Annotated in this window: 22 protein-coding genes; 6 read left to right on the top strand and 16 right to left on the bottom strand. The window is 74.0% G+C overall.

What is annotated here, in order from left to right; all coding sequences use genetic code 11:
* Window positions 1-75 precede the first annotated feature (75 nt).
* Window positions 76-1041: an AraC-like ligand-binding domain-containing protein gene (locus Pdca_RS11420; protein WP_158092222.1), complete on the top strand. Its 966-nt coding sequence runs from the start codon at window positions 76-78 to the stop codon at window positions 1039-1041.
* Here the strand turns inward: Pdca_RS11420 and Pdca_RS11415 are convergent.
* The 5 genes from Pdca_RS11415 to Pdca_RS11395 all read right to left on the bottom strand — a co-directional run bounded on the left by Pdca_RS11415 (window position 1008) and on the right by Pdca_RS11395 (window position 5645).
* Window positions 1008-2255, bottom strand: a complete 1248-nt coding sequence (locus tag Pdca_RS11415; RefSeq protein ID WP_085914197.1) for a DUF418 domain-containing protein — start codon at window positions 2253-2255, stop codon at window positions 1008-1010. The genes Pdca_RS11420 and Pdca_RS11415 overlap by 34 nt on opposite strands.
* A gap of 56 nt (window positions 2256-2311) precedes the next feature.
* A complete protein-coding gene (locus tag Pdca_RS11410; protein ID WP_085914198.1) occupies window positions 2312-3319 on the bottom strand; it encodes a hypothetical protein in 1008 nt (335 codons plus the stop codon).
* Between the two features lie 87 nt (window positions 3320-3406).
* The gene (locus Pdca_RS11405) at window positions 3407-3841 is read right to left on the bottom strand and encodes a pyridoxamine 5'-phosphate oxidase family protein (RefSeq protein ID WP_085914199.1); all 435 of its coding nucleotides are present in this window, start codon (window positions 3839-3841) and stop codon (window positions 3407-3409) included.
* 17 nt (window positions 3842-3858) lie between these two features.
* Window positions 3859-4233: a transglycosylase family protein gene (locus tag Pdca_RS37505; RefSeq protein ID WP_085914200.1), complete on the bottom strand. Its 375-nt coding sequence runs from the start codon at window positions 4231-4233 to the stop codon at window positions 3859-3861.
* Window positions 4234-4427: 194 nt separating this feature from the next.
* A complete protein-coding gene (locus Pdca_RS11395; protein ID WP_232021520.1) occupies window positions 4428-5645 on the bottom strand; it encodes an MFS transporter in 1218 nt (405 codons plus the stop codon).
* Window positions 5646-5772: 127 nt separating this feature from the next.
* Between Pdca_RS11395 and Pdca_RS11390 the strand changes: the two genes are divergently transcribed.
* Entirely contained in the window at window positions 5773-6267 is a 495-nt protein-coding gene (locus Pdca_RS11390; RefSeq protein WP_125911360.1) for a hypothetical protein, read from the top strand.
* Window positions 6268-6333: 66 nt separating this feature from the next.
* On the opposite strand, the gene Pdca_RS11385 is transcribed toward Pdca_RS11390, so the two are convergent.
* On the bottom strand, window positions 6334-6825 hold the full coding sequence (locus Pdca_RS11385; protein WP_085914202.1) for a Dps family protein: 492 nt from the start codon (window positions 6823-6825) through the stop codon (window positions 6334-6336).
* Between the two features lie 173 nt (window positions 6826-6998).
* A complete protein-coding gene (locus Pdca_RS11380; protein ID WP_085914203.1) occupies window positions 6999-7412 on the bottom strand; it encodes a universal stress protein in 414 nt (137 codons plus the stop codon).
* A 149-nt stretch (window positions 7413-7561) separates the two neighbouring features.
* On the opposite strand from Pdca_RS11380, the gene Pdca_RS11375 reads away from it, so the two are divergent.
* From Pdca_RS11375 to Pdca_RS11365, 3 genes are read left to right on the top strand one after another with little or no spacing between them, the layout of a single operon-like run.
* A complete protein-coding gene (locus Pdca_RS11375; protein ID WP_085914204.1) occupies window positions 7562-8560 on the top strand; it encodes a Bug family tripartite tricarboxylate transporter substrate binding protein in 999 nt (332 codons plus the stop codon).
* Window positions 8557-9078, top strand: coding sequence for a tripartite tricarboxylate transporter TctB family protein (locus tag Pdca_RS11370; RefSeq protein ID WP_085914205.1), 522 nt, complete (start codon window positions 8557-8559; stop codon window positions 9076-9078). The genes Pdca_RS11375 and Pdca_RS11370 overlap by 4 nt, the downstream gene beginning before the upstream one ends.
* Window position 9079: 1 nt before the next feature.
* Window positions 9080-10585: a tripartite tricarboxylate transporter permease gene (locus tag Pdca_RS11365; RefSeq protein ID WP_085914206.1), complete on the top strand. Its 1506-nt coding sequence runs from the start codon at window positions 9080-9082 to the stop codon at window positions 10583-10585.
* Between the two features lie 24 nt (window positions 10586-10609).
* On the opposite strand, the gene Pdca_RS11360 is transcribed toward Pdca_RS11365, so the two are convergent.
* The 9 genes from Pdca_RS11360 to Pdca_RS37775 form a co-directional block, all read right to left on the bottom strand.
* Window positions 10610-11689: an LLM class flavin-dependent oxidoreductase gene (locus Pdca_RS11360; protein WP_085914207.1), complete on the bottom strand. Its 1080-nt coding sequence runs from the start codon at window positions 11687-11689 to the stop codon at window positions 10610-10612.
* A complete protein-coding gene (locus Pdca_RS11355; RefSeq protein ID WP_085914208.1) occupies window positions 11686-13344 on the bottom strand; it encodes a dipeptide ABC transporter ATP-binding protein in 1659 nt (552 codons plus the stop codon). The genes Pdca_RS11360 and Pdca_RS11355 overlap by 4 nt, the downstream gene beginning before the upstream one ends.
* On the bottom strand, window positions 13323-14174 hold the full coding sequence (locus tag Pdca_RS11350) for an ABC transporter permease (protein ID WP_085914209.1): 852 nt from the start codon (window positions 14172-14174) through the stop codon (window positions 13323-13325). The genes Pdca_RS11355 and Pdca_RS11350 overlap by 22 nt, the downstream gene beginning before the upstream one ends.
* The gene (locus Pdca_RS11345; RefSeq protein WP_085914210.1) at window positions 14171-15139 is read right to left on the bottom strand and encodes an ABC transporter permease; all 969 of its coding nucleotides are present in this window, start codon (window positions 15137-15139) and stop codon (window positions 14171-14173) included. The genes Pdca_RS11350 and Pdca_RS11345 overlap by 4 nt, the downstream gene beginning before the upstream one ends.
* Window positions 15140-15146: 7 nt before the next feature.
* Window positions 15147-16787 (bottom strand): ABC transporter substrate-binding protein, encoded by a 1641-nt coding sequence (locus tag Pdca_RS11340; RefSeq protein WP_085914211.1) that lies wholly within the window; start codon window positions 16785-16787, stop codon window positions 15147-15149.
* A 25-nt stretch (window positions 16788-16812) separates the two neighbouring features.
* Window positions 16813-18003, bottom strand: coding sequence for an acyl-CoA dehydrogenase family protein (locus Pdca_RS11335; protein ID WP_085914212.1), 1191 nt, complete (start codon window positions 18001-18003; stop codon window positions 16813-16815).
* On the bottom strand, window positions 18000-19196 hold the full coding sequence (locus Pdca_RS11330; RefSeq protein WP_085914213.1) for an LLM class flavin-dependent oxidoreductase: 1197 nt from the start codon (window positions 19194-19196) through the stop codon (window positions 18000-18002). The genes Pdca_RS11335 and Pdca_RS11330 overlap by 4 nt, the downstream gene beginning before the upstream one ends.
* A 33-nt stretch (window positions 19197-19229) precedes the next feature.
* Window positions 19230-20573 (bottom strand): FAD-binding oxidoreductase, encoded by a 1344-nt coding sequence (locus tag Pdca_RS11325; protein WP_085914214.1) that lies wholly within the window; start codon window positions 20571-20573, stop codon window positions 19230-19232.
* Between the two features lie 424 nt (window positions 20574-20997).
* A complete protein-coding gene (locus Pdca_RS37775; protein WP_166665934.1) occupies window positions 20998-22617 on the bottom strand; it encodes a rhodanese-like domain-containing protein in 1620 nt (539 codons plus the stop codon).
* A gap of 330 nt (window positions 22618-22947) precedes the next feature.
* On the opposite strand from Pdca_RS37775, the gene Pdca_RS11310 reads away from it, so the two are divergent.
* Window positions 22948-23826, top strand: coding sequence for a LysR substrate-binding domain-containing protein (locus tag Pdca_RS11310; protein WP_085914216.1), 879 nt, complete (start codon window positions 22948-22950; stop codon window positions 23824-23826).
* Window positions 23827-23831 lie beyond the last annotated feature (5 nt).

Raw genomic sequence — 23831 nt, 5'->3', positions numbered from 1 at the left:
TGGGCGACAGACATTGACCGGACGACGTCCGGACGGTGGACTCGGGTGGACGCCCGAGTGATGCGGAGGTGCCCCGTGGTCCTGTCCCCCGGAGCGGCGCCGGTCGCGTCCCGGACCCGGCGCTGCGACGAGTGGCGGGAGGCGCTGCGGCACGACTTCGTCGCGCTCGACGTGGCCCCGGACCGTCGTCGGGGCGGATCGTTCGCCGGGGCGGTCGACAGCGCGACGCTGGCCCATCTGCAGATCTCCCGGGTCTCGTCGGTGTCGCAGACCTGCCGCCGGACCCGGCAGCTGGCCGACCGGGACGACCGGCGGTTCCTGCAGGTCGGGATGCTGACCCACGGGACGGCGGTACTCGACCAGGACGGCAGGCGCGCCGTACTGCATCCCGGCCATCTCGCCCTCTACGAGACCGAACGGCCCTTCACCTGGGCCTTCGGCAGGGACTGGGAGCTGCTGGTCTTCACCTGGCCGCGGGACGCGATCGACCTCACCGCCGGTGAGTCGGCCGGCGCCACCGCCCGGCGCTTCGACACCCGGGCCGGCCTGGGCTCCGTCGTCGCCGGGGTGCTGCGCGAGCTGGCCTGCATGCCGCCGTCGCTGAGCGCCCCCGGTGCGGTGCGGGTCGCCGACGAGGTCGGCGGGCTGGTCGGGACGCTGGCCGGCGAGCTCGCCCCGCCGGCCACCGGCGAGCGGGCGCACGCCGAACTGCGGGATCGGGTCGAGCGGTACCTGGACGAGCACCTCGCTGATCCCGATCTGGGGCCGGCGTCGGTCGCCGCCGCGCATTTCGTCTCCACCCGGCAGTTGCACCGGCTGTTCGCCGGTTCCGGTGAGTCGGTGACCCGCCGGATCCGGCGGGCCCGGCTGGACCGGGCCCGCCGCGACCTCGCCGATCCGCGGCTCGCCGGGACGCCCGTCGGGCAGGTCGCCCGGAGCAACGGCTTCACCGATCTCGCCGGGTTCAGCCGGGCGTTCCGCACGGCCTACGGGACGGCGCCGAGCGACTACCGCGCCCGGGCCGGGCTCGGCTCGCGGTAGACCAGCCTGCGCAGCAGCGCCTCGGCCGGACCGGGCCTCCCCTGCCGCTCCAGCACGACCGCATAGATCAGGAGGAGCAGCCACACCCCGGTCGCGAACAGTGCCATCGTCGCGCTGCCGAGCACCGCCCCCAGCCCGAGACCCCACGCCGCCAGCAGCGGCGCGCACAGCACCGACTGCCCCAGATAGCAGGTGAGCGACCGCTTCCCGACCGCGCCGATCGCGAACCCGACCGGCCCGGGCGCTCGCCCGGTGAGCCGGTCACCGATCAGCCCGAACAGCGCGACGTAACCGATGCCGCAGGCCAGCCCAGTGATCATCTGGGTGGTCGTGAACACCCACATGACCTGGTCCAGACCGCCGAGCGCGCCGACGTGCGCCAGCGCATGCGGCAGCCCGCCGATCCAGCCGATCGCGATGCCGCCGACCGCGGTGATCCACAGCAGCCGTCGGTACTGCGCGGGCTGTTCCAGGATCCGGCGCCGCGCGGCCCAGAAGCCGAGCAGGATCGCCACCGGCACGGCGAGCCCCAGCAGCCCCTGCACCAGCACGATGAACGGCCACATGGTGATCCGCGCGCCCATCGCGGCGAGCACGCTCTCCGACGAGGCGGACGCGGTCACGAAGTCCGGGATCCCGCCGGCGGACTCGGCCGCGGTTCCGGTCGCCAGCACCGCCCAGGCGCCGAGCACCGACATCGCTGCGAGCAGCACCAGCACGCCGGCCCCGATCCCGGCCCACACCAGCAGCGTCCGGTCCGCGCGCCGCACGAACAGCCACACCAGCACCAGCCCGCAGAGGCCGTAGGCGCCGAGCACGTCGCCGCCCCACAGCAGCAGCGCGTGCACGAATCCGAACACCAGCAGCCACAGGTTGCGCCGCTGCAACAGCCGGAACGCCTCGCGTTCCGGTACCCCGTTCTCGCCCTGCCGCCGGTAGATCACGGCGAGGCCGTAGCCGAACAGGAACGCGAACATCGGATACACCCGCAGGTCGACGCCCGTGATCAGCACGGCCTGCACGATCCGGTCCGCGACCGAGCCGTCCACCGGATGGAAGCCGGCGTCGGAGTGTGCCCGCCCGTACAGGTAGAACGGCGTGTTCGCGAGCGCGATCAGCAGCAGCATGAAGCCCCGCGCCAGATCCGGCGCCGGAGCCCGCCCGGTGAGCCCGACCGGCCCGGACAGGCGTGGGCGTCCCCCCTCGACCGTCATGTCCCTCCCCCTCGTGACATCCCCGAACGCAAGCAGACCGGGACGAACCGGGAGCGTCAAGCCGAAAACACCACCCGCCGGAGCTCGGCGGTGAACCGCAGGCGCTGGTCCGGGAGCGATGCCGGATCCGTGGCCCGGGCGGTGAGCTCGTCGGTATAGACCCGGAAGCACCCCTGGATGCCTCGTAGTAGGCCCTCGACCAGGCACGGACCCGGTTCGGCCGGGTCGAGGACGGTCCGCACCATCCGGTGCCCGGTGTCGTCGGGGCGGCCCGCGTCGTCCGGGCAGACGACGAACAGTCCCCGGCCGGCCAGCACCGCCTCCTGAAGCAGGTCCCGGACGAGCTCCGTGTCGTCCACCGTCCTCGGGTCGCCGAACCCCGGCTGCAGCACATGCCGGGCGACCAGCAGATCCTCGTGGTCGATCGCCTCGGCGAGCGCGACGACATCAGCGACCGGATGACCGACGACGCTCGACACGTGCGTCGCCGCGGCGCGCAGCCAGCGCAGTGCGGCGGTCGCCGCCGCGGCCGGCTCGACCTCGGTCAGCAGCCGCCATGCCTCCAGCGGGTCGTCGTGCAGGAGGTGGTGGGCCAGCGCCAGCTGCTCGGCGGGGATCCCGATCCGGACGTGGGTGACGGCCTGGGCGGAGCGTCCGGTGAGCTTGCCGAGATCGGCTTCGGCGACGGCGTCGATCTCGGCCCGGACCTCACCGACGATCGCGTCCGCGAAGACCCGCCCCGGTGCCACCGACACGATGTGCCCCAGGGCATGCGCGATCCGGTCACGGTCGTCCTCCGGGCTCTCGGGTGGGTCGACGAGCGGGAACCTCGGGACGCGGACCGCCTCGACCAGCCGGAACCCCCGGATCAGGCCGACCTCGTCCTCGGCGTAGGCCGACCAGAGCAGCGCGGAGAGCCGGGTCAGCAGACCGGCGACGCGACGGGCGTGCACGGCCTCCCAGTTGCGGGGGACGCGGGCGATCCGGGTGGCGACGGTGCCGCCGCCGGTGGGCCAGGTCGCGACGATCACGGACGCGGTCGGGTCGTGGGCGTAGGAGGTCATGCGGCTTGGACGACGCCGGGTGGCCGGCGGTTCCGGTGGGATTCCGGTCGGGCACCGGGAACCGCGGGGAGCGCCCGGCGGCTGCGCTCAGAAGTTCCCCAGCACCCGCACCGGCGTCACCAGCACCGCGGCGCGGCGCTGCTCGGCCATCACCCGGTCGTACTCCGCCCAGTCGTCGTGGGTGCCACCGCAGGCGGCGAACACCTCCCGCAGCAACCGCGGGACGTCGACACCCTCGGCCGGATCGTCCGGCCCGATGATCTGCGATGACCCCTCGACGGCGGCCCACCGCCATCCGGCCCGCCAGTGCAGCGACGTCGCGGGTCGCGCACGCAACGCCCGCAGCTTGACGGGGCCGTAGGTCACGTAGGCCGCCACCGGGTCACCGCTGACGGGATGGTCGAGGACGCCGGCGTTGACCAGCGAGGTGTGCGGGGTTCCGTCGGACCGGACGACGGCGACGGTGCACAGCCCGCTGTCCTCGGCCACGATCCGCCGGACGATGTCGAGATCGGCGCTCATGGCCCGAGTCTGCCCGCTCAGCGCCAGCCGAGCTTCTTCGTGCAGGCCGGCCAGGCCTTCCAGCCCTGCTGGTCCTGGACCTTCTTGGCGACGGCGATCTGCTCGGACTTCGACGCCTCGTCGGCGCTCGACGCGTACCGGGTACCTCCGAACTCCTCCCAGGTGGACGGCGTGAACTGCAGCCCGCCGGTGAAGCCGTTGCCGGTGTCGGCGTTCCAGTCGCCGGTGCTCTCGCAGTGCGCCAGCTCGTCCCAGGTGTCGGTGCTCTCCACGGACGGCGCCGCGACCGCGGTGCCGACGATGCCCAGCGGGGCGGCCGCCATCGCGGTCAGCGCGCCGATCCGGGCGGCGTGCCGGCCGGTCGCGGTGGGTTTGCGGTGACGTCCTGCCATGGGTCGTGCCTCCGTGCCTCGGGGAGCGGTTCGAACGGGCGACACCGTAATCACGCCGAGACCTCCGGTCACAACTCGTGACACACGCTCACCGTTCGTGGCACGACGAGCGGTCAGCCGTACGCGGCAGCCGCCGAAGGGAGTAACGCAATTCGGACGAACAGCGCAGCGGCACCGATTCAGCCGCCTGCCGATCACCCGGTGCGGGTCGTCGCGGGCACCCGTTCCCCGGTGGCGGCCGCGGGGACCCGTCGCGCCAGCACGGTCGCGACCACCGCCAGTACGACGACCACGCCGCCGTACACCAGCGCGGTCGGCCGCAGCCCCACCGCCGTGGCCGCCACCCCGGCGAGCATGGCGGGCACGCTGAACGCCAGGTAGGCGAGGGTGTAGGTGGCGGCGAACAGCTCACCGCGCTCGTGCGGGGCGGCCAGCGCGGCCAGTGTCCCGAACGTCGCGTATGCCGCCGATCCGAACCCGACCCCGGCCACCAGCGTCCCGGCGGTGGCGAGCGGGAGCAGCCCGGTGAACACCCCGGACAGGGTGACCAGCGTGCCGATCCCCAGCAGCGCCGCTGCCGGGCCCAGCACCCGCACCGGCGCCCGGCGCCGCAGTGCGTAGGCGCTCGCCGCGCCGGTCAGGCACAGCGCCGCCACCACCAGGCCTCCGACGAGATGGTTCCGCACCCCGAACGGCCCGCTCACCACCGAGGGCCCCAGCGACAGGTACAGCCCGCCCAGCGACCAGCTGGCCAGCAGGGTGGGGACGACCGGGCCGAATCCCGGCCGGATCCGCTTCGGCACCGAGATCCGCGGGCGCAGCGAGGCGAGCGCACCGGGCCGGCGGGTGATCGTCTCCGGGATCAGCGCGATCAGCACCGCTGCGATCAGCAGGCCGCCGAGCAGCAGGACCCACACCAGCCGGGTCGGGGCCGGGGCGAACTCGACGAGCGCACCGGTGGCGAGTGCACCCAGGCCGAGCCCGGCGAGCGGTGCGACGCCGTTGACCAGCCCGGCCCGCTCCGGGGCCGGTGCGAGATCGACGACGGTGGCGGGCAGCGTCGCGGTCGCGGCGCCGGTCGCGATCCCCTGCACGATCCGGGCCGCCAGCAGCCAGCCGACGCCGTCGGCCAGCAGGAACAGCACCAGCGCGACGATCTCCAGGGCGATCGCCGCGAGCAGCACCGGCCGGCGGCCGACGTGGTCGGACAGCGCGCCGACGACCAGCAGTGCGGCGATCAGCGCCAGCACGTAGACCGCGAACACCGTGGTCAGCGTGAACTCGGTGAAGGCGAACCGCTCCTGGTAGACGACGTAGAGCGGGGACGGTGCCGACGACGCGGCCAGGAACCAGAGCAGAGTCGCCCCGACCACGGCGAACCCGACCGGTGGGGACAGACGGAACCGCTGCACGACGCTCCTCGGGGCGCTCGGGAGTACTGAGCACTGCCAACGGTCCACGGACGGCGCGGCATTCCCCGGGCAGGTGCGCCGCACACCGATCCTGCCGCGACGGCCCGGGTGGTGGCAGGCTGACCGGGTGCTGCGTGCATCGTCCACCCGGGTGCGACTGTTCAGCGTCCGCTACGAGGTCACCCAGGACGGGCGGCCGGTCACCGGCTGGACCGCCCGGACCTGGCAACCACATCGCGATCTGGTGATCGACGGGCATCCCTACGCGCTGCGCTCGGAGGGGATCGCCCGGTTCGCGCTGGAAGGCGACATCCGCGCGCACATCCTGCGCACCGTCGACCATCCCTACGGCCCGCTCTCGGCGCCGCACTGGAACATCGAGGTCGGCGACCTGAGCTACCGGCTCACCGGCTCCGGGATCGGCCGCCGGTTCGCGCTGCTCACCACCGCGGACGCGGCGAACGAGGCCGGGCGGGTGTGGCGGACCGGGGCGCTGCGGCCGTCGTATGCCGCCCACCTGCCCGGCGCGCTGGCGTTGCCGGTCCAGGTGTTCGTGCTGTGGTCGGCGATGGCGATCTGGCGAGCCAGCGTCGCGGCGGCCACCGCGGCGGTCACCCACTGAGCGATCACCTGCTGAGTGATCACCTACCGAGCGATCACCCACCGGGGGCCGGAGATCAGCGTGCGGTCACGCCTCGCCGCGGTACCCGGCTGCCTGGGCCTGCCACATCCAGCGGGCCTCCTCCAGCGCGCGGCCCAGCTCGATGAGCAGGTCCTCGGTGAGCGGGTCGGCCTTGCCGGCCTGCTCGATGCGCGGGCGCAGCCGGTCGACGGCGACGTCGACGGTCGCCGAGACGGTCAGCACGGTGTCGGCGTCGGACACGTAGCCCTCCGGGTACTCCGGCAGGCCGGTGTCCCGGCCGACGGTCCGCACCCGGCCGTCCGGGGCGACACCGATGGCCGCGGAGCGCTCGGCGACGTTGTCGCCGTGCTCACGGGCCAGGTCGACGAGCTCGTCGAGGTGCAGGTGGACGTCGCGGAACTGCTTGCCGACGAGGTTCCAGTGCGCCTGCTTGGCGATCAGGGACAGGTCGACGAGATCGACCAGGGTCTCCTGCAGCACGCGACCGGTGAGGTCGCGGGCACCGTCGTCGAGCGGGCTGGTGATCGGGGTGGCCATGGTTCGCACGGCTCCTTTCGCGTCGGTCCGGAACGAGCATCGGCGGGGGTCCCCCGCCTACACGGGTGCAACGCCGGACTCGATGTCGGTATGCCCCGAACCGCGCGCCGGCATGCCGTTCCGTGACCCGTCAGACACCCGGTGAGGCATGCCTGACCTGGGAAAAGGCCGGCCTATCTGGCCGCGTGGGTGACCAGCACCGGCACCGGCGACTCCAGGATGACGCGCTGCGCGACGCTGCCGGTGAGCAGCTTGCCGACCGGGCTGCGCCGCCGGACCCCGACGACGAGCAGCGACGCCCCCGCCGCCGCGGCCAGGTCCAGGATCGCCTCGGCCGCGTCGCCGCCGTCGTCGATGACCCGGACGTCGGTCTCCGGGTCGCCGTCGGCGCGCAGCGCGGCGAGCCGGGACTCGACCCGCTCGCGCAACGGGCCGCCGTCGCCGGGCTCGGTGTCGGTCTCGAACCGCTCCTGCTGCTCGGTCGCGAGCGCGACCAGCCTGGTACCTCGCAGCCGGGACTCGCGGACCGCCAGGTCCAGCGCGGCGGCGCCCTCCGGCGTCGGGCCGTAGGCCACACAGATCGTCATTGTCGCTCCCCGTCAAGCGCGTGCGGACGGCGCCGACCCTAACCACGGAATGGGGAGAAACCCGGAAAAGTTCATTGTGTTCGCAGCGGACATAGAGTTATCGAAGCGGACATTGGTAACCGCCACCGCCGGTGATTACCGTTCCCGCCATGCCACGACGGCAGGTCATCGCAGCCCTGGGAATCGTACTCGTCGCCGCACTCGCGGTGACCGCCTTCGCCGACGCCGCCCGGTCCGGGGAGGGTCAGGCGGCACGCTCCAACCTCACCATGATCGCCCCCGCAGCAGCGGGCGGCGGCTGGGACCTCGTCGCCCGCGAGTCCCAGCAGGCCATGCGCACCGGGAACATCGTGAACACCGTCCAGGTGGTCAACATCCCCGGTGCCGGCGGCACGATCGGACTGAACCAGCTGGCCGGGCTCGCGGGCGAGGAGACCACGATGATGGTCACCGGCACCGTGATGCTCGGCGGCATCAGCCAGTCCGGCAGCCCGCTGAGCCTGGCCGACACCACCCCGATCGCCCGGCTCGCCGAGGACTTCGAGGTGATCGCGGTACCCGCCGAGTCACCGTTCCGCACGCTCGAGGACATGCTCGTGGCGTGGGAGTCGAACCCGGCGGCGCTGCCGATCGGCGGCGGATCGGCGGGCGGCATCGACCACATGGTCGCCGCACAACTCGCGCAGGCCCGCGGGCTGCCGGTCGAGAACATGGTCTACACCCCGCATCCCGGCGGCGGCGAGCTGACGCTGAGCCTGCTGTCCACCGCCGCGGGCACCGTCGGCGTCGGGATCTCCGGCTACAACGACTTCCGTGACCTGGTCGAGTCCGGCCAGCTGCGGGTACTCGCCGTCGTCTCGCCCGAGCGGCTGACCGGGGTCGACGCGCCCACCATGGACGAGCTCGGCTTCGGCCAGGTGGATCTCGTGAACTGGCGCGGCCTGGTCGCCCCCGCCGGGATCACCCCGGACGAGCGCGCCGAGCTCGAGACGATCGCCCGCGAGATGGTCGCGACCGAGTCCTGGGCGGAGGCGGTCGAGCGCAACCGGTGGGTGCGCAGCGAGATCTACGGCGAGGACTTCGAGAAGTTCCTCGTCACCGAGCAGACCCGGATCGACGACCTTCTGAAGGAGCTGGGATTGGCATGAGCGGCCGTCCTGCACATCTGTCGAGGGGCGCCCTGGTCGTCCCCGCCATCCTCGCCGGGCTGGGGATCTTCCTGGTCTACGGCACCGTGACGATGGAGGTCGTCGGCGACGGCGGCCTGTTCGGCCCGACCACGATGCCCTGGATCGTGGCGGTGCTGTGCTTCGTCGTCGCTGCGCTGCTCGCGTTCGACATCCTGCGCCCGCGACCGGAGTACGACTCCCCCGCCGAGGCTCCCGCCGAGAGCTCCGCCGGGGACGAGCCCGGCGCGCCCGAGGGCGTCAACGTCCCCGCCGTGCTCACCGCGGTCGGCGGCGTGGCCGGGTTCATTGTCGTGCTGCCGTTCCTCGGCTGGATCCTGTCCGCGACCGGCCTGTTCACCGCGGTCGCGGTGGCGCTGGGCAACCGCCGCTGGCCGAGCATCCTGCTCGGTGGCCTCGCGGTCTCCTCCGCGGTGCAGGTCGTGTTCAGCGGCCTGCTGGGGATCTCGCTGCCCAGCGGGTTCGTCGGGGGGTTCTGAGATGGAACAGCTGTCCAACCTGCTCGGCGGCTTCGCCGACATCATGAGCCCGTCCGCGCTGCTGTTCGTGTTCCTCGGCGCCCTGATGGGCACCGCGGTCGGCGTGCTCCCCGGCCTGGGCTCGGCGATGGCGGTGGCGCTGCTGCTGCCGCTGACCTTCGTCCTGGACCCGACCAGCGCACTGATCATGTTCACCGGGATCTACTTCGGCGGGCTGTTCGGCGACTCGATCGCCGGCTTCCTGATGAACACCCCGGGCAACTCCACGGCGATCGCCAGCACCTTCGAGGGACACCGGATGGCGCTGCGCGGCAAAGCCGCGCAGGCGCTCGCGACCGGCGCGATCGGCGCGTTCATCGGCGGCATGGTCGCCTCGGCGCTGGTCGTGTTCTTCGCGCCGACCCTCGCCCGGCTCGCCACCGGGTTCGGCCCGGCCGAGTTCCTGGCACTCGCCGTGTTCGCCTTCGTCGCGATCTCCGCGGTCGTCGCCGACTCCGCGATCCGCGGCGTCGCGGCACTGGCGATCGGCCTGACCCTGGCGCTGATCGGGATCGACCAGCCGTCCGGCAGCCCGCGGTTCTCGTTCGGCTTCTCCCCCCTGCTCGACGGCATCTCGATCGTCGTCATCACGGTGTCGTTGCTCGCGCTGGGCGAGGTGTTCAGCCAGGCCGCGAAGGTCGGCCGGGCCCAGGACACCAAGGCCGTGATGCCGACCGGCCGCTGGTGGCTGTCGAAGGCCGAGTTCCGGCAGGCACTGCCGGCGTGGCTGCGTGGCACCGCGATCGGCGTGCCGTTCGGGGTCATCCCGGCCGGTGGTGCCGAGGTCCCGACGTTCCTGGCCTACGGCACCGAGCGCCGCCTCGACCGGCGCAAGGCCGAGCCGACGTTCGGCAAGGGCGCGATCGAGGGTGTCGCCGCCCCGGAGGCCGCGGGCAACGCGACCGCCGGTACCGCGATGGGCGCGCTGCTCGCGCTCGGCCTCCCGACCTCGGCGACCGCGGCGATCCTGCTCGCCGCGTTCCAGCAGTACGGCCTGCAGCCTGGCCCGCTGCTGCTGGAGCGCTCCGGGGACATCGTGTGGGCGCTGCTCGCCGGGTTCTTCCTGGCGATGATCGTGCTGCTGATCCTGAACCTGCCGTTCGCGCCGCTATGGGCGCAGCTGCTGCGGGTGCCGAAGTCCTACCTCTACGCCGGCATCGCGGTGTTCGCCGCGTTCGGTGTCTACGCGGCCGGTGCGAGCACCGTCGATCTGGTGATCATGCTGGTGCTGGGCGTGCTGGGGCTCGCGATGCGGCTCTACGACATCCCGGTCGCGCCGGTGCTGATCGCGGTCATCCTCGGCCCGCTCGCCGAGTACTCGCTGCGCGACGCGATGGGCAACTCGGACAACGACCCCGCCGTGCTGGTGTCGAGCCCGATCACCGTGGTGCTCTACCTGCTGCTGCTCGCCGGGCTGGCCTGGACGGCGTGGCGCCGGTACGCCGAGAAGCAGGCGGCCGACGTCTGACGCGGGCCGATCGGGCGCACCCGATCAGGCCGGCGACCAGCCCAGTGCCGGGGCGACGGTCGTGGCCAGGTCGGTGATCAGCCGCTGGTTCTGCTCCGGTCCGAACGCCGGCGGCAGGAACAGCACGATCTCGTCGGCGGCGGCGATCCCCGGATCGGCGAGCAGTGAGCCGAGCACCTCGTCGGGGGTGCCGTGGTGCACCGGGCTGATCCGCTGCCCGGCCGGGAGCGCGGCGGTGATCACCGGCTCCAGCGCGCCCTGCGGGCGCGAGGTGGCCATCCCGAGGGTGCGGCGTTCCTCGTCGTAGGCGGCGTAGCGGGCACGCAGCTCGGCCGTGGTGCCGGGCAGCACCGAGGCCGCCGCCGCGACCGGCGGTGGCTCGGTGCGCTGCTCGACCAGCCAGGTGTCCCGGTAGGCCGCGATCAACCGGGCCTGGTACTCCGGGAACGTCTCGCCGTCGGCGAGCCCGTGCAGCACGGTCCCGGTGATCAGGCCCATACCGCGCCGGGCGGCCCGGACCGCCGAGTCGATGCTCGCCGCGCCGATCCGCAGCCGGCCGCGCAGCCCCGGGCTGTGCGGGGTCACCCGGATCTCGGTGCCGGCCGGGGCACCCTGACCCGGGCCGTCGACGACGTGCAGCGGCGCACCGGAGACCGCGGTGAGGAACCGGTCGAGCCGCCGGTTCGCCTCGGTCCGGGCGTCGGTGTCGACTCCCCCGAACACCGCGTCCCAGGTTGCGGTCGATCCGGTCGCCAGCGCCAGCTCGAGCCGCCCGCCGACGAGCAGATCGGTGGTACCGGCCGCCTCGGCGAGCAGCACCGGGTCCTGGTAGCGCATCGGGAGCACGGCCGAGCCGAGCCGGATCCGGGAGGTGTGCCGGCCGGCCGCGGCGAAGAACGGCAGCGGCGAGGACAGGTAGTGGTCGAAGTGCCGCTGGTAGGCCCAGCCGGACTGGTAGCCGAGCTCCTCGGCGGCCCGGTAGAGCGCGATGCCGTCGGCCAGCCCGGCGGCCGGGCCCGCGTCGTCGGTCCAGGAGACCCGGGTGTTGAACCCGAGCGCGGTCACCGGGCGGGCCCCGGTGACCGGCGGCGCACCGGCGGTCATGCGGCGGCCCGCTCGGTGCCGGGGACCGAGTCGAGCAGGATGCGGGTGTAGGAGTCCTGCGGATCGTCGAACACCGCCCCGACCTCCCCCTGTTCGACGACCCGGCCGTGGCGCAGCACGGACACGGTGTGCGCGAGCTGGCGGATCAGCGACAGATCGTGTGAGACGAACACGTAGGTCAGCCCACGCTCGGCCTGCAGCCGCAGCAGCGTCTCGACGATCCCGGCCTGCACGGTCACGTCGAGCGCCGAGGTCGGCTCGTCGAACACGATCACGTCCGGTTCGAGCACCAGTGCCCTGGCGATCGCGACCCGCTGCCGCTGCCCACCGGACAGCGCCGCCGGCCGCCGTCCGAGCAGCTCGGCGGAGAGCCCGACCGATGCCGTGGCGGCCCGCACCCGCTCCGCGCGCTCGCGCCGGTCGCCCACCCGGAAGCGGTCCAGCGGCTCGCGCACCAGCCGCTGCACCTTCCACATCGGATCCAGCGAGGTGAACGGGTTCTGGTAGACGAGTTGCAGGTGCCTGCGCAGCTCGCGCAGCGCCGCCGGTGAGCGGGATTCCAGCTCCGAGCCGGCGACGGCGATCCGCCCGGAGTCGGGGCGTTCCAGCCCGAGCAGCAACCGGATCGCGGTCGTCTTGCCGGAGCCGGACTCGCCGACCAGCGCGTGCGTGGTGCCGCGGCGCACGGAGAACGACACGTCGTCGACGGCGGCGACCCGGGAGGTGCCGGTGCGGAAGGTCTTCGCGACCTGCGACACCTCGATCTCCACCGGTGTCGCCGGATCGGCGAGCCGCGCGGCACCGGCGTCGCGCAAACCGCCCCAGCGGTCCGGGTTCAGCGCGGGCACGTCGGCGTGCAGCCGCCGCGCGTAGACCGACGACGGCCGGTCGAACACCTGCGTCGTCGGTCCCGACTCCTGCACCGATCCGTCCTTCAGCACGACGAGGTCCTCGGCCCGGTCGGCGGCGATCGCCAGGTCGTGGGTGATCAGCAGCAGCCCGATGCCGAGGCTCTCCCGCAGCTCGGAGAGCAGGTCCAGGATGTGCCGGGCGATGGTGACGTCGAGCGCGGAGGTGGGCTCGTCGGCCACCAGCAACGACGGCCCGGGCAGCACGGCGAGCCCGATGAGCACCCGCTGCAGCATGCCGCCGGACAACTCGTGCGGGTAGGCGTCGAACACCCGGCGGGGTTCGGGGAGGCCGACCCTGGCGAGTGTGTCGAGCACCAGCTCGCGGCGGCCGCCCGGCTCGGCGCCGTCGGCGAGCGCGGCCGCCTCGAGCCCCTGCGAACCGATCGTCCGGACCGGGTTGAGTGCGCTGCCCGGATCCTGCGGGACGAAGCCGAGGGTGCGTCCGCGCAGCGGCCGGAAGCGCCGCTCGGGCAGCCCGAGCACCTCGGTGCCGTCGATCTCGATCCGGCCGGTCGCGCGGCCGGTGTCGGGCAGCAGCCGCAGCACCGACCGGGCGATGGTGGACTTTCCGGAGCCGGACTCGCCGATCAGCGCGAGCGAGCCGCCCGCATCCAGTTCGAGGTCCACACCGGACACCGTCGGGCGTCCGGAGGAAGCCCGCCCGGAGTAGGGCCGCCCGGAGTAGAACACGGACAGGTCGGACACCCGCAGCAGCGGGGCGGTCAGTCGGTCGTGCGGAGCCATCGGCTGATCCTGTTCACGGAGAGGACGGTGACGATCGTGACGAGCGCGGGCGCCCACACCAGCCAGGGCGCCATCGGGTGGTCCTTGCCGGAGGCGACGAGCAGCCCCCAGTCCGACGCCGGCGGCGGATCGCCGTAGCCGAGGAAGGCCAGGCCGGCGATCACCAGGATCGACAGGCCGAAGTGCAGCACGGCGAGCTGCAGCACCGAGCGCGACGCGTTGGGCAGTACGTGCCGCAGCAGCACGTGCGTGCGGGACCCGCCGAGCAGCAGCGCCGCCTCCACGTAGACGGCGCTGCGGGCCCTGAGCACCTCCGAACGCATCACCCTGGCGAACACGGCGACCGCCGAGATGCCGGTCGCGACGGCCGCGTTGATGGTCTGGAAGCCGAGCGCCGACACCACGACGACGGCCAGCAGGAAGCTGGGGATCGCCAGCAGCACGTCGACGAACCGGGCGAGCAGCACGTCGACGAACCCGCCGAGGAACCCGGCGAGCAGCCCGATCAGGCCGCCGCTGAGCACCCCGATGGCAACCGCGACGAGCGCGCTCGTCACCGACGACGCGGTGCCGTGCACGACCCTGGCGAACAGGTCCCGGCCCAGGTGGTCGGTACCGAACAGGTGCTCGGCGCCCGGCGGGAGGAACAGGTCGGCCGGGACCCCGTCGACCGGGTCCTGCGCGGTGAACAGTCCCGGCGCGACCGACCAGGCCACGACCAGCGCGACCACGAGGAACGACAGCACCACCCCGACCGGGACCCGGCGGGCGGGGGCGCGGTCCGGCCCGCGGGGTGCAGTGGCGGAGCCGGAGACGGTGGAGACGGTCATCGGGCGGCCGCTCCTCGTTCGGGACCGGCCTGCAGCGACACCCGCGGATCGAGCAGCGGGTACACCAGGTCGGCCACCAGGTTGACGACGACGAACACGACGGCCGCGAGTGCCACCACCGCCTGCAGCACCGGCAGGTCCTGCATCGCGACGGACCGCTCGACGAGCGAGCCGATCCCGGTCCGCCCGAACACCGCCTCGGTGATGACGGCACCGCCGAGCAGCTCCCCGACCGTCAGCGCCAGCACCGTCACCACCGGCAGCGACGACGGCTTGAGCAGGTGGCGCAGCAGCAGCGCCCACCTGCCGAGCCCGCGCGAGCGGGCGACGGTCGCGTACTCCTGGCGGGCCTCGTGGTCGAGGTTCGCGATCAGTACCTCCGCGATCTGGGCGGACACCGGGATGCCGAGGGTGAGGGCGGCGACGAACGTCGCCGTCGGCGAGTCGGCGTCGATCGCCCGGAACAGACCCAGCTGGAACGACAGCAGCTGGATCAGCAACAGCCCGATCAGGAAGTTCGGCACCGACAGGAACAGCGAGGGGAACGCCCGCAACGCCGGTCCGAACGGGCGCGGCAGGTACTGCGCGCCGAAGGCGATCCCGAACGCCAGCAGCACCGCGACCACCAGCGCGGTCCCGGCCAGCGCGAGCGTCGAGCCGAGCACCTCGGTCAGCATGTCCGCCACCGGCCGGTCGGACCGCAGCGACAGGCCGAGGTCACCGACCAGGAACCGGCTCAGCGCCTCCCACAGCTGTACGTACACGGGCTGGTCGAGGCCGTAGTAGGCGACGATCCGGGCGATCTCCTCCTCGCTGAACCCGTTCTCCGGGTTGCGCAGGGTGGCGGTCACCGGATCGCCGGGCAGCACGCTGATCACCACGAAGGTGAACACGTAGGCCAGCAGCACCACGACGACGGCCTGCCCGGCCCGGCGCAGCGCGTAGCCGGCGTAGTCCCCGTTCACGGCGGCCTCAGTCCTCGATCCAGGCCGTGTAGTAGTTGGCGTAGGCGACACCGTTGTAGGTCACGTCGTGCACCCGCGGGGACTGCAGGTAGATGCGCTGCACGATCTGCGTGATCGGCACGAAGTACGCCTGGTCGAGCACGTGCGCCTGCAGCTCGTCGAGCTGCGCGTCGCGGGCGGCCGGATCGCTGGCACCGGCGATGCCGGCTGCGAGCTCGACCAGCTTCGGGTCGCTGCGGCCGACGCCGAACCAGTCCTCGCCGTTGTTCGCGTCGGTCAGGATCCCGCTGACCGTGCCGGCGTCGATGATGCTGCGGGTGACCTCGTAGAGCCCGACCGAGCCGAAGTCGACCCGCTGGGTGTAGGTGACGACGTCGAAGGACCGGATGTCGACGGCGAACCCGATGGCCCGCAGCTGCTGGGCGATCAGCTCGTCGACCGCGGTCGAGGTCGCCAGGTACGGGTTGGGGTGCAGGGTGACCGACAGCGGCGTCCCGTCCTTGGCGCGGGTGCCGTCGGCGCCGCGCACCCAGCCGGCCTCGTCGAGCAGCTGTTCGGCCCGGGCCCGGTCGAACGCGAACGACGCCGAGTGGTCGGTCGCGCCGGGCACGTTGCTCTGCAGGAACGACTCGGCGGGCAGCCAGTCCGGGGTGTAGACGGTGGAGAGGATCTCGTCGCGGTCCAGGCCGTGCTGCAGCGCCTGCCGGACCCGGACGTCGTCGAACGGGGCGGCGGCGGTGTTCACCGCGAAGCCGTTGACGAACCCGAGATAGCGCGGCGTCGCGGTGCTGAATCCCTGCGCCTTGAAGCTCTCCAGCTCCTTCGGCGACGGGTTGTAGGCGACGTCGGCCTGCCCGGAGCGGACCGAGGAGGCGCGCACCGGCTGCTCGGAGACGACCTTGTAGGTGATGGTGTCGATCCGGGCCGCGCCCTGGTGCTCGGACACCTCCGGCGCCCAGTCGTAGTCGTCGCGCTTGCGGAGCACCACCGAGTCGTCGTCGCGCCAGGACTCGACGACATAGGGCCCGGACCCGACGGCGTTCGACAGGTCGGCCTGCTCGGTGGCGGGCCGGGCGAGCGTCGCGGGCGAGATCAGGATCGAGCCGTGGTAGCCCAGGGTCGGGATGAAGCCCAGCGTGGGCGAGGAGAAGGCGACCCGCACCGTGGCCGGGTCGACCGCCTCGGCTCGGTCGTAGGTCTTGGGGAACAGCCCGATCGGCCGGATCCCCTCGTCCGGGCGGCCCTCGGCCCACAGGTCGAGATTGGCGACGACGGCGGCCGCGTCCAGCGGGGTGCCGTCGGAGAAGGTGACGCCGGGCCGCAGGCGGAGGGTGAACTCGGTGGCGTCGTCGTTGCGCTCCCAGCTCTGCGCGACCCACGGTGACACGGCGCCCGCCTCGTCGACGTGCACGAGCTTGTCGGTGACGTGCCCCCAGACGTGGCCCTGGAAGCTGGAGATCGCCGAGTTGTTCGGGATCCAGGTGTCGCCGAGCGAGTCGATGAGGAAGGTCAGGTCGCCGCCGGCCCGCGGCTCGCCGGAGCCGCCGGTCTGCGCGGCGCCGGGGCTGCACGCGGTGGCGAGGACGGTCGCGGCCAGCAGGCCGATCACGATCCGGAACGCGCGTCGCGCGGTGTGGGACGTACTCATGGGAGGTCGTGCTCTCCTCTGGTGGTCAGCGGGTGAGGAGACGGCGGCCGGCGTCGAGCAACGCGGCGTCCGCCTGCGGGGGATGCACCCGGACGCACAGGACGTCACGCAGATGCCGTTCGAACGGCTGGTGACGGGTGAGCGCGGGATTGCCCAGCGCGGCGACGGCGGTCTCCACCGCGGCGACCACCGACCGGGCGATCTGGACCTTCAGCAGCGAGAGCTGCGGCAGGTGCGCGGTGTCGCCGGCCTCGATCCGCAGCAGCGCGCCGAAGAGCAGCGTCTCGGCCTGCGCGAGGAGCGCGTCGATCTCGCCGGCGACGGTGCGGATCCGCTCGGTCTCGGCGATCGGGCGGCCGAGCGCGGCCGGGACCCGCTCGCGGGCGTAGCGGACGAACGCGGCCCTGGCCGCCCGAGCGACACCCACGTACAGCGCGGGATGGCCGAAGCTCGCCGGCCCGGCGGCCGCGGCCGGGTCCCGGTAGACGCCGTCGGCGCCACGCGGGATCTCGACGAACGCGTCGGCGGGCAGCGCCACGTCGTCGTAGACGACGTCGTGCGTGTTCGACGCGCGCAGCCCCAGGTGGTCCCAGGTGTCGATCCAGCTGATCCCGGGAAGATCCGCGGGGACGATCAGGTGCCCGACCCGGGGCGCCTCCGGATCGCCGTCCGGCTCGTCGGCCGTCGCCCACACGACGTGATAGGCCAGCGCCGTCCCGCCGGTGGCGTAGGCCTTGCGACCGGACAGCGACCAGCCGTCGCCGGTGCGCCGGGCGACGGTGGCCGGGAGGCCACCGCGGGCCGGGGCGCCCAGCTCGGGCTCGGCCCGGATCGCGTTGATCAGGGTGGGCTCGCGGGCCGAGCGGCGCAGCACCTCGGCGTAGCGGGCGGCCGGCCAGCTCCCGGCCGCCGCCTGGCCCTGGTGGGTGGCGAGGGTGTTCGCGGCGAGCAGCGCCACCGACGGATCGCCCTCGCCGAGCGCGACCAGGATCCGGGCGGCGTCCCGCGCGGACACACCCGGCCCGCCGAACCGCTCGGCGACGGTCGCGGTGAGCAGCCCGGCCCGGTGCACGGCGTCGATCCCGGCGACCGGGATCGCACCGCTGCGGTCGTAGTGCTGCGCGGTGCCCGCCAGCTCGGCGGTGACGGCGGCGAGCCCCTCCTCGGACAGGTCCGGGACGGGGAGCGCGGTCCTGCGCTCGTCCAGCGCGGTCACCGGGCACCGGCCAGCGCGTCGGCGTCGAACCCGGGGGCGAGCGCGCCCGGGTGCTCGGCCTGCAGGGTGCCGCGGCGGCCGGTCGCGGCCCGGTGGGCGAGCTCCTGGCGGACCAGCGGCAGCACGTGCCGCCCGTAGTCGGCGGCGTCGGCGAGGGTGTCGTAGCCGCGGATCGAGACCAGGTCGGCGCCCACGTCGACGTAGTCGACGATCGCGGCCGCCACCGTCTCCGGGGTGCCGACCAGCGCGGTGGCCGCGCCGGCGCCGTTGGTCACCGACGCCGTGCGGGTCCACAGTGCCCGGTCGTAGACCTCGGAACGGGCGGCGAAGTCGAGCGCCCGCCGGGAACCGACGTTCTGCGGGGTGTCGGCGAGATGGCGCTTGCCGAAGGTGCCCTGATCGAAGGTGGCGCCGATCTTCTCGGCGTAGTCGTAGGCCTTGCGCCAGGCCAGCTCGTCGGTCCGGTCGATGATCGGCCGGAAGGTCACCCAGATCCGCGGCCGCGGGCGGCCGGCGGTGTCGGCGATGTCGTGCACCCGCCGGATCTGGGCGCGGATCTCGGTGAGCGGCTCGCCCCAGAAGCTGAACACGTCGGCCTGCCTGCCGCCGATCTCGAACGCCTCGTCGGACTGGCCGCCGATGGAGATCGGGATCGTGTCGCCGAAGGGCCGGAAGCCGGGGCCGAAGTCGTCGAACCGGTAGAAGTCGCCGTCGTGCGAGAACGGCTCCGGTTCGGCCCAGGCCCGGCGCAGCAACTCGATGAACTCACCGGTCCGGGCGTAGCGGCGCGCCTTGGGCAGGTAGTCGCCGTGCCGGGCCTGCTCGGCGTCGTTGCCGCCGGAGATCAGGTGGACGACGGCGCGGCCCTCGGTGAGCTGGTCCAGGGTCGCCAGCTGCTGGGCGACGACCAGCGGGAACGCCGTGTTCGGCCGGACCGCGACGATCGGCCGGAGCCGCTCGGTGAGCTGCCCGACCGCGGAGGCGACGACGAACGAGTCGGCCGACGACGAACCGTAGGGCAGCAGCGTGTAGTCGTAGCCGGACTCCTCCAGGGTGCGGACGTAGCGGCGGAAGTAGTCCAGGTCGATGCCGCGGCTCGGCCGCGGCGCCAGCTCGGTGGACGGGTTGAGGTGCGAGAGCGAGATGAACTCGACGGTGCGGGCCGCGGTCGGCGGGAGGGCATCGGTGGTCACGGGAGGTCTCCAGGGGTGGTCGGACGGAGCCGGTCAGATCGCCTTGCCGGGATTGAGGACGCCGCGCGGGTCGAACACCGCGCGCAGCTGCTGTTGCAGGTCGACGACGTCGTCGCCCAGTTCGTCGCGCAGCCAGCGGCGCTTGAGCAGGCCGACGCCGTGCTCGCCGGTGAGGGTTCCGCCGAGCCGCAGCGCGGTCGTGAACACCTCGCCGGCGCAGGCCCAGACGTGCTCGTCGAGCTCGCGGCCGGGTTCGAGGACGAGGATCGGGTGCAGGTTGCCGTCGCCGGCGTGCGCCATCGTCGCGATCCGGATCCCGCTGCGGGCCGAGATCGCGGCGATCGCGTCGACCGCATCGGCGAGCCGGGACCGGGGGACGGCGACGTCCTCGACGAGCACCCGGCCCAGCCGTTCCAGCGCAGGCAGCCCGGCCCGGCGGGTCGCCAGCAGCGCCTCGGCGCCCGCCGGGTCGGCGGCGACGTCCACGGAACCGGCGAGCGGCTCCACCACCGCCCGCACGGCGTCGATCTCGGCGTCGGCGCCGAACCCGTCGGTCTGCACCAGCAGGAACGCGCCGCCGCGCGGTGCCGGCCCGCCCGCGTCGGCGATGGCGGTCAGGCAGGCCGTGTCGAGCAGCTCGGCGACCGATGGCTGCAACCGGGCCGCGGTGATCGCGGCGGCGGCCGCGGCAGCCGCACCGATCCCGTCGAACCAGGCCGCGAGGGTGGCCGTGGCGACCGGCGCCGGGCGCAGCCGCAGGGTGGCCCCGACGACCACCCCGAGGGTGCCCTCGGAGCCGACGAACAGGCCGGTCAGGTCGTACCCGGCGACGCCCTTCACGGTGCGCCGGCCGGTGGCGATCCGGCGGCCGTCGGCGAGCACCACGTCGAGGCCGAGCACCGAGTCGCGGGTGACGCCGTACTTGGCGCAACGCAGGCCGCCCGCATTGGTGGCGATGTTGCCGCCGATCGTGGAGATCGCCAGGCTGGCCGGGTCGGGGGCGTAGCGCAGGCCGTGCGCGGCGGCGGCCGCATCCAGGTCGGCGGTGATCACGCCCGCCTCGGCGACGGCGTACTCGTCGGCCGGGGAGATCTCGACGATCCGGTCCAGCCCGGTCAGGTCGAGCACGATGCTGCCCGCCCCGGCGACGGCTCCGCCGGACAGTCCGCTGCCCGCCCCGCGGACGACGACCGGGGTGCCGGTGGCGTTCGCGTGCGCCAGCACCGCGGCGACCTCGTCCACCGATCCGGCGACGACGACGGCGTCCGGATCGGAGCCGGGATCGAAGCCGGAGCGGTCGAGGCGGGCCGCGGCGCGGGCTGCCGGGTCGGTGCTCCAGCCGGGCAGCGTGGCGGGATCGATGAGGGTGCTGGTCACGGGTCCTGCTTCCGGGTCGGCCCTGCCGTGCGGACACGGCAGGCCGGCGGCCCGCACGGCGGCGGGTCGTCGGGGCGGCGCGCGGGAGCGCGCTGGACGCGGGGTACGACCCGGGGCGGCGCTGCGGCCGGGTCTCAGCGGGAACGACAGCCGGTGGAGCCGACCGTGCCGTGATCGATCACCCGGCGGCGGGTCAGTGCGGTCCCCGTGAACTCCCCGGCAGCCCGGGCGGACGACGACGGACGGCGGCGCGGCGCTGTCGCGCTCGGGTGCTGGGCCGTCGGGTGCACCCGACGAGTGAAGCCCGGGTCGTCGCCCGCGGTCCAGCGACGAATCCGCATCGGTGCCGATCGCGGTTCGTGATCGGTGCGGCCGCGGGGCCCCGGAGCGCGCGGGGCGGGCCAGGCCGGCAGGGCGGGCGGGGTCACGGCGTCACCCCGGTGGCGACCGGGCGTTCCGGATCGTTCGACCAGGCCGACCAGGAGCCCGGGTAGAGCGCCGCCGGGACACCGATCGCGGCGAGCGCGGCCACCTGGTGCGCCGCGGTCACCCCGGAGCCGCAGTAGACGCCGACCGGTCGCCCCCGGGCCCCGAGCGCGGCGAAGCGCGCCCGCAGCTCGGCCACCGGGCGGAAGCGGCCGTCCGGGCCCAGGTTGTCGCCGGTCGGTGCGCTGACCGCGCCCGGGACGTGACCGGCCCGCGGATCGATCGGCTCGACCTCACCCCGGTAGCGCTCGCCGGCGCGGGCGTCGAGCAACAGTCCCGATCCGGCGAGCTCGGCCGCACCGTCGGCGTCGAGCACCGGGAGCAGGCCGCCGGGGAGCACGACGTCACCCGGCGCGGGGGCGGGCACGTCGCCGGATTCCACCGGCAGTTCGGCCTGCTGCCAGGCGGACAGACCGCCGTCGAGCAGGCGGACGTCGTCGTGACCGCCCCAGCGCAGCAGCCACCAGGCCCGGGCCGCGGCCAGCCCGCCGGACGCGTCGTAGACGACCACCGGCCGGTCCGCGCGGATCCCCCAGCGGCGGGCGGCGGACTGCAGGGCGGCCGGTTCGGGGAGCGGGTGCCGCCCGTCGGCCGGATCACCGGTGTGCCGGGACAGCTCGGTGTCGAGATCGACGTAGACGGCGCCGGGCAGGTGGGCGGCACGGTGGTGGGCGCGCCCGTCCGGGTCGCCGAGCGCCCACCGCACGTCGAGCAGCACCGGCGGACGCGGTCCGGCCAGATCGGCGGCGAGCGCGGCCGGCCCGACCAGCACGGCCGCGGCCGGGTCGGTCAGCGGTTCGGCACGCGCGATCGGGCCCGTGCCCTCGCGGAGCCGTTCCAGCCACAGCACCGTGGTCGCCGCGGCCGTGCGGTGGGTCCGGTCGTTCAGTGCGTCGTGCACGCCGCCGGTGATGCTCACCAGCTCGGCCGACGGCAGGCCTGCGAACCAGCGCCGGACGTCGTCGACCGGGCTGATCGCGTCGGCCGCCCCGTGCACTCCCAGCACCGGGACGTCGATCGCGCCGGGCCGCGCCCGGTCCGCCCAGTCCGCCGGCGGCGGCTCGGCGAGCGCGCCGCGGCGGACGGCGTCGTCACCGTCGAGCCGGCCGCGGTGGGCCGGGCACGACGTCCGCACCGCGAGTTCGTCGGCCCAGCTCGGCGCCGGCGTGCCCGGCGCCGCGGCGAGCGGCAGCCCGGCCAGGACCAGGCCGTCCAGGCCGGTCCCACCGGCCCCGCCGCTCGCCGCGAACCCGGCCGCCCAGAGCGCACCGGTGTCGGAACCGACGAGTACCCGCGGTGGCGGGCCGGGCTCCCCCGGCTCCTCGGACGGTGTCCGGCCGAGCAGCGCGCAGACCTGCGAGCGGGTCCGTTCCTCGTCGACGGTGGGATCGGAGACCGCCCAGACCCGGTAGCCGTCGGCGGCGATCCGGCGGCCGAACCGCTCGTAGACGGCGGCGTGCTCACCGCGGCCGGGGACCACGACGACCGTGCCGCGGGGCGCGATGCCCTCGGGCTCCGCCCAGGACGCGATCACCGGGACCGCACCGACAGCAGTCATGACAGACCTCACCTCGTACTCGGCTTCGACGGGCTGCCCGGAGACGACGCCGGGGCCGCTGGGTGTCCCTGGGTGTAATTCAGCGCCGGTGGACACCGCCGGGTGCCGGACCGGGTTCTCGCTACCGGTGACGCGGACAGAGCGCGGAGCACACGGTGCCGTGGTCGACCACCCGGCGCCGGGTCAGCTCACCCGCGGCGTCCCCGGTCGGGGGCAGGATCGTCGTGCGGGCCACGGACACAGCAGACCCTGCGCAGGGCCCTCCCGTCCAACGACGAATGTTCATCACAATCGATCACGAATCACGATCAGTGCTGTTACGGTCCGGCCGTGCCCGCCGTCCTCGACATCATCGCGCTCCGCAGCATCGTCGCCGTCGCCGACCAGGGCGGCTTCCACCGGGCCGCGGAGTCGTTGATGGTGTCGCAGTCCGCGGTCAGCCAGCACGTCCGCAGGCTGGAGAAGGCGGTCGGACGCCCGCTCGTCCGCAAGGACGGCCGCGGCAGCCGGTTCACCCCGGAGGGCGAGGCGCTGATCGGGGAGGCCCGGCGCATCCTGTCCGCGCACGACGACGCACTGCGCAGGCTCGGTGTCGGCGACCCGCGCGAGTCGCTGGTGCTGGGCTCCACCGAGCACGCCGCGGACGAGCTGCTCCCCCGCGTGATGGCCCGCCTGCAGGAGGTCTTCCCCGGCGTCGCCGTCCGGTTCCGGCTCGACCGCTCCAGCCGGCTCAACGACGCGCTCGACCGCGGCACCCTCGATCTCGCCATGTACATCGGCGATCCGGCCGACGCGCCGGCCGGGTTGAGCAGGCCCGCCGGAGCCATCCCGCTGACCTGGTACGCGGCGCCGGGATGGCGTCGCCCGGCCGACGGGCCGATCCCGCTGGTGGTGATCGACAGCCCCTGCACGATCCGGCGTCGTGCACTGCGGACCTTGTCGGACAACGGATTGCCCGCGACCGTCGTGGGTGAGGCCGCGTACCTGGCCGGGGTGCTCAACGCCGCACGGGGCGGGCTGGGCGTGGCACTCGTCGCCGGGCTCGGGCCGGCCCCGGAGGGGCTGGAGGTGTGCGGCGAGCTGCCCCCGGTGCCGCCCGAGCGGCTGCACCTGCGGGTACGCGCCGGATCCGATCCGCGCCTGCTGGAGTCCGCCCTCGGAGCGCTGTCCCAGGTGCTGGTCGGCGACGGCGCGCCCTCCGGTACCTGACGCCC

The organism is Pseudonocardia autotrophica, from assembly GCF_003945385.1.
Lineage (GTDB): Bacteria > Actinomycetota > Actinomycetes > Mycobacteriales > Pseudonocardiaceae > Pseudonocardia > Pseudonocardia autotrophica.
Note: the sequence above shows the minus strand (reverse complement) of the source record. Positions and strands in the feature narration are given on the sequence as shown.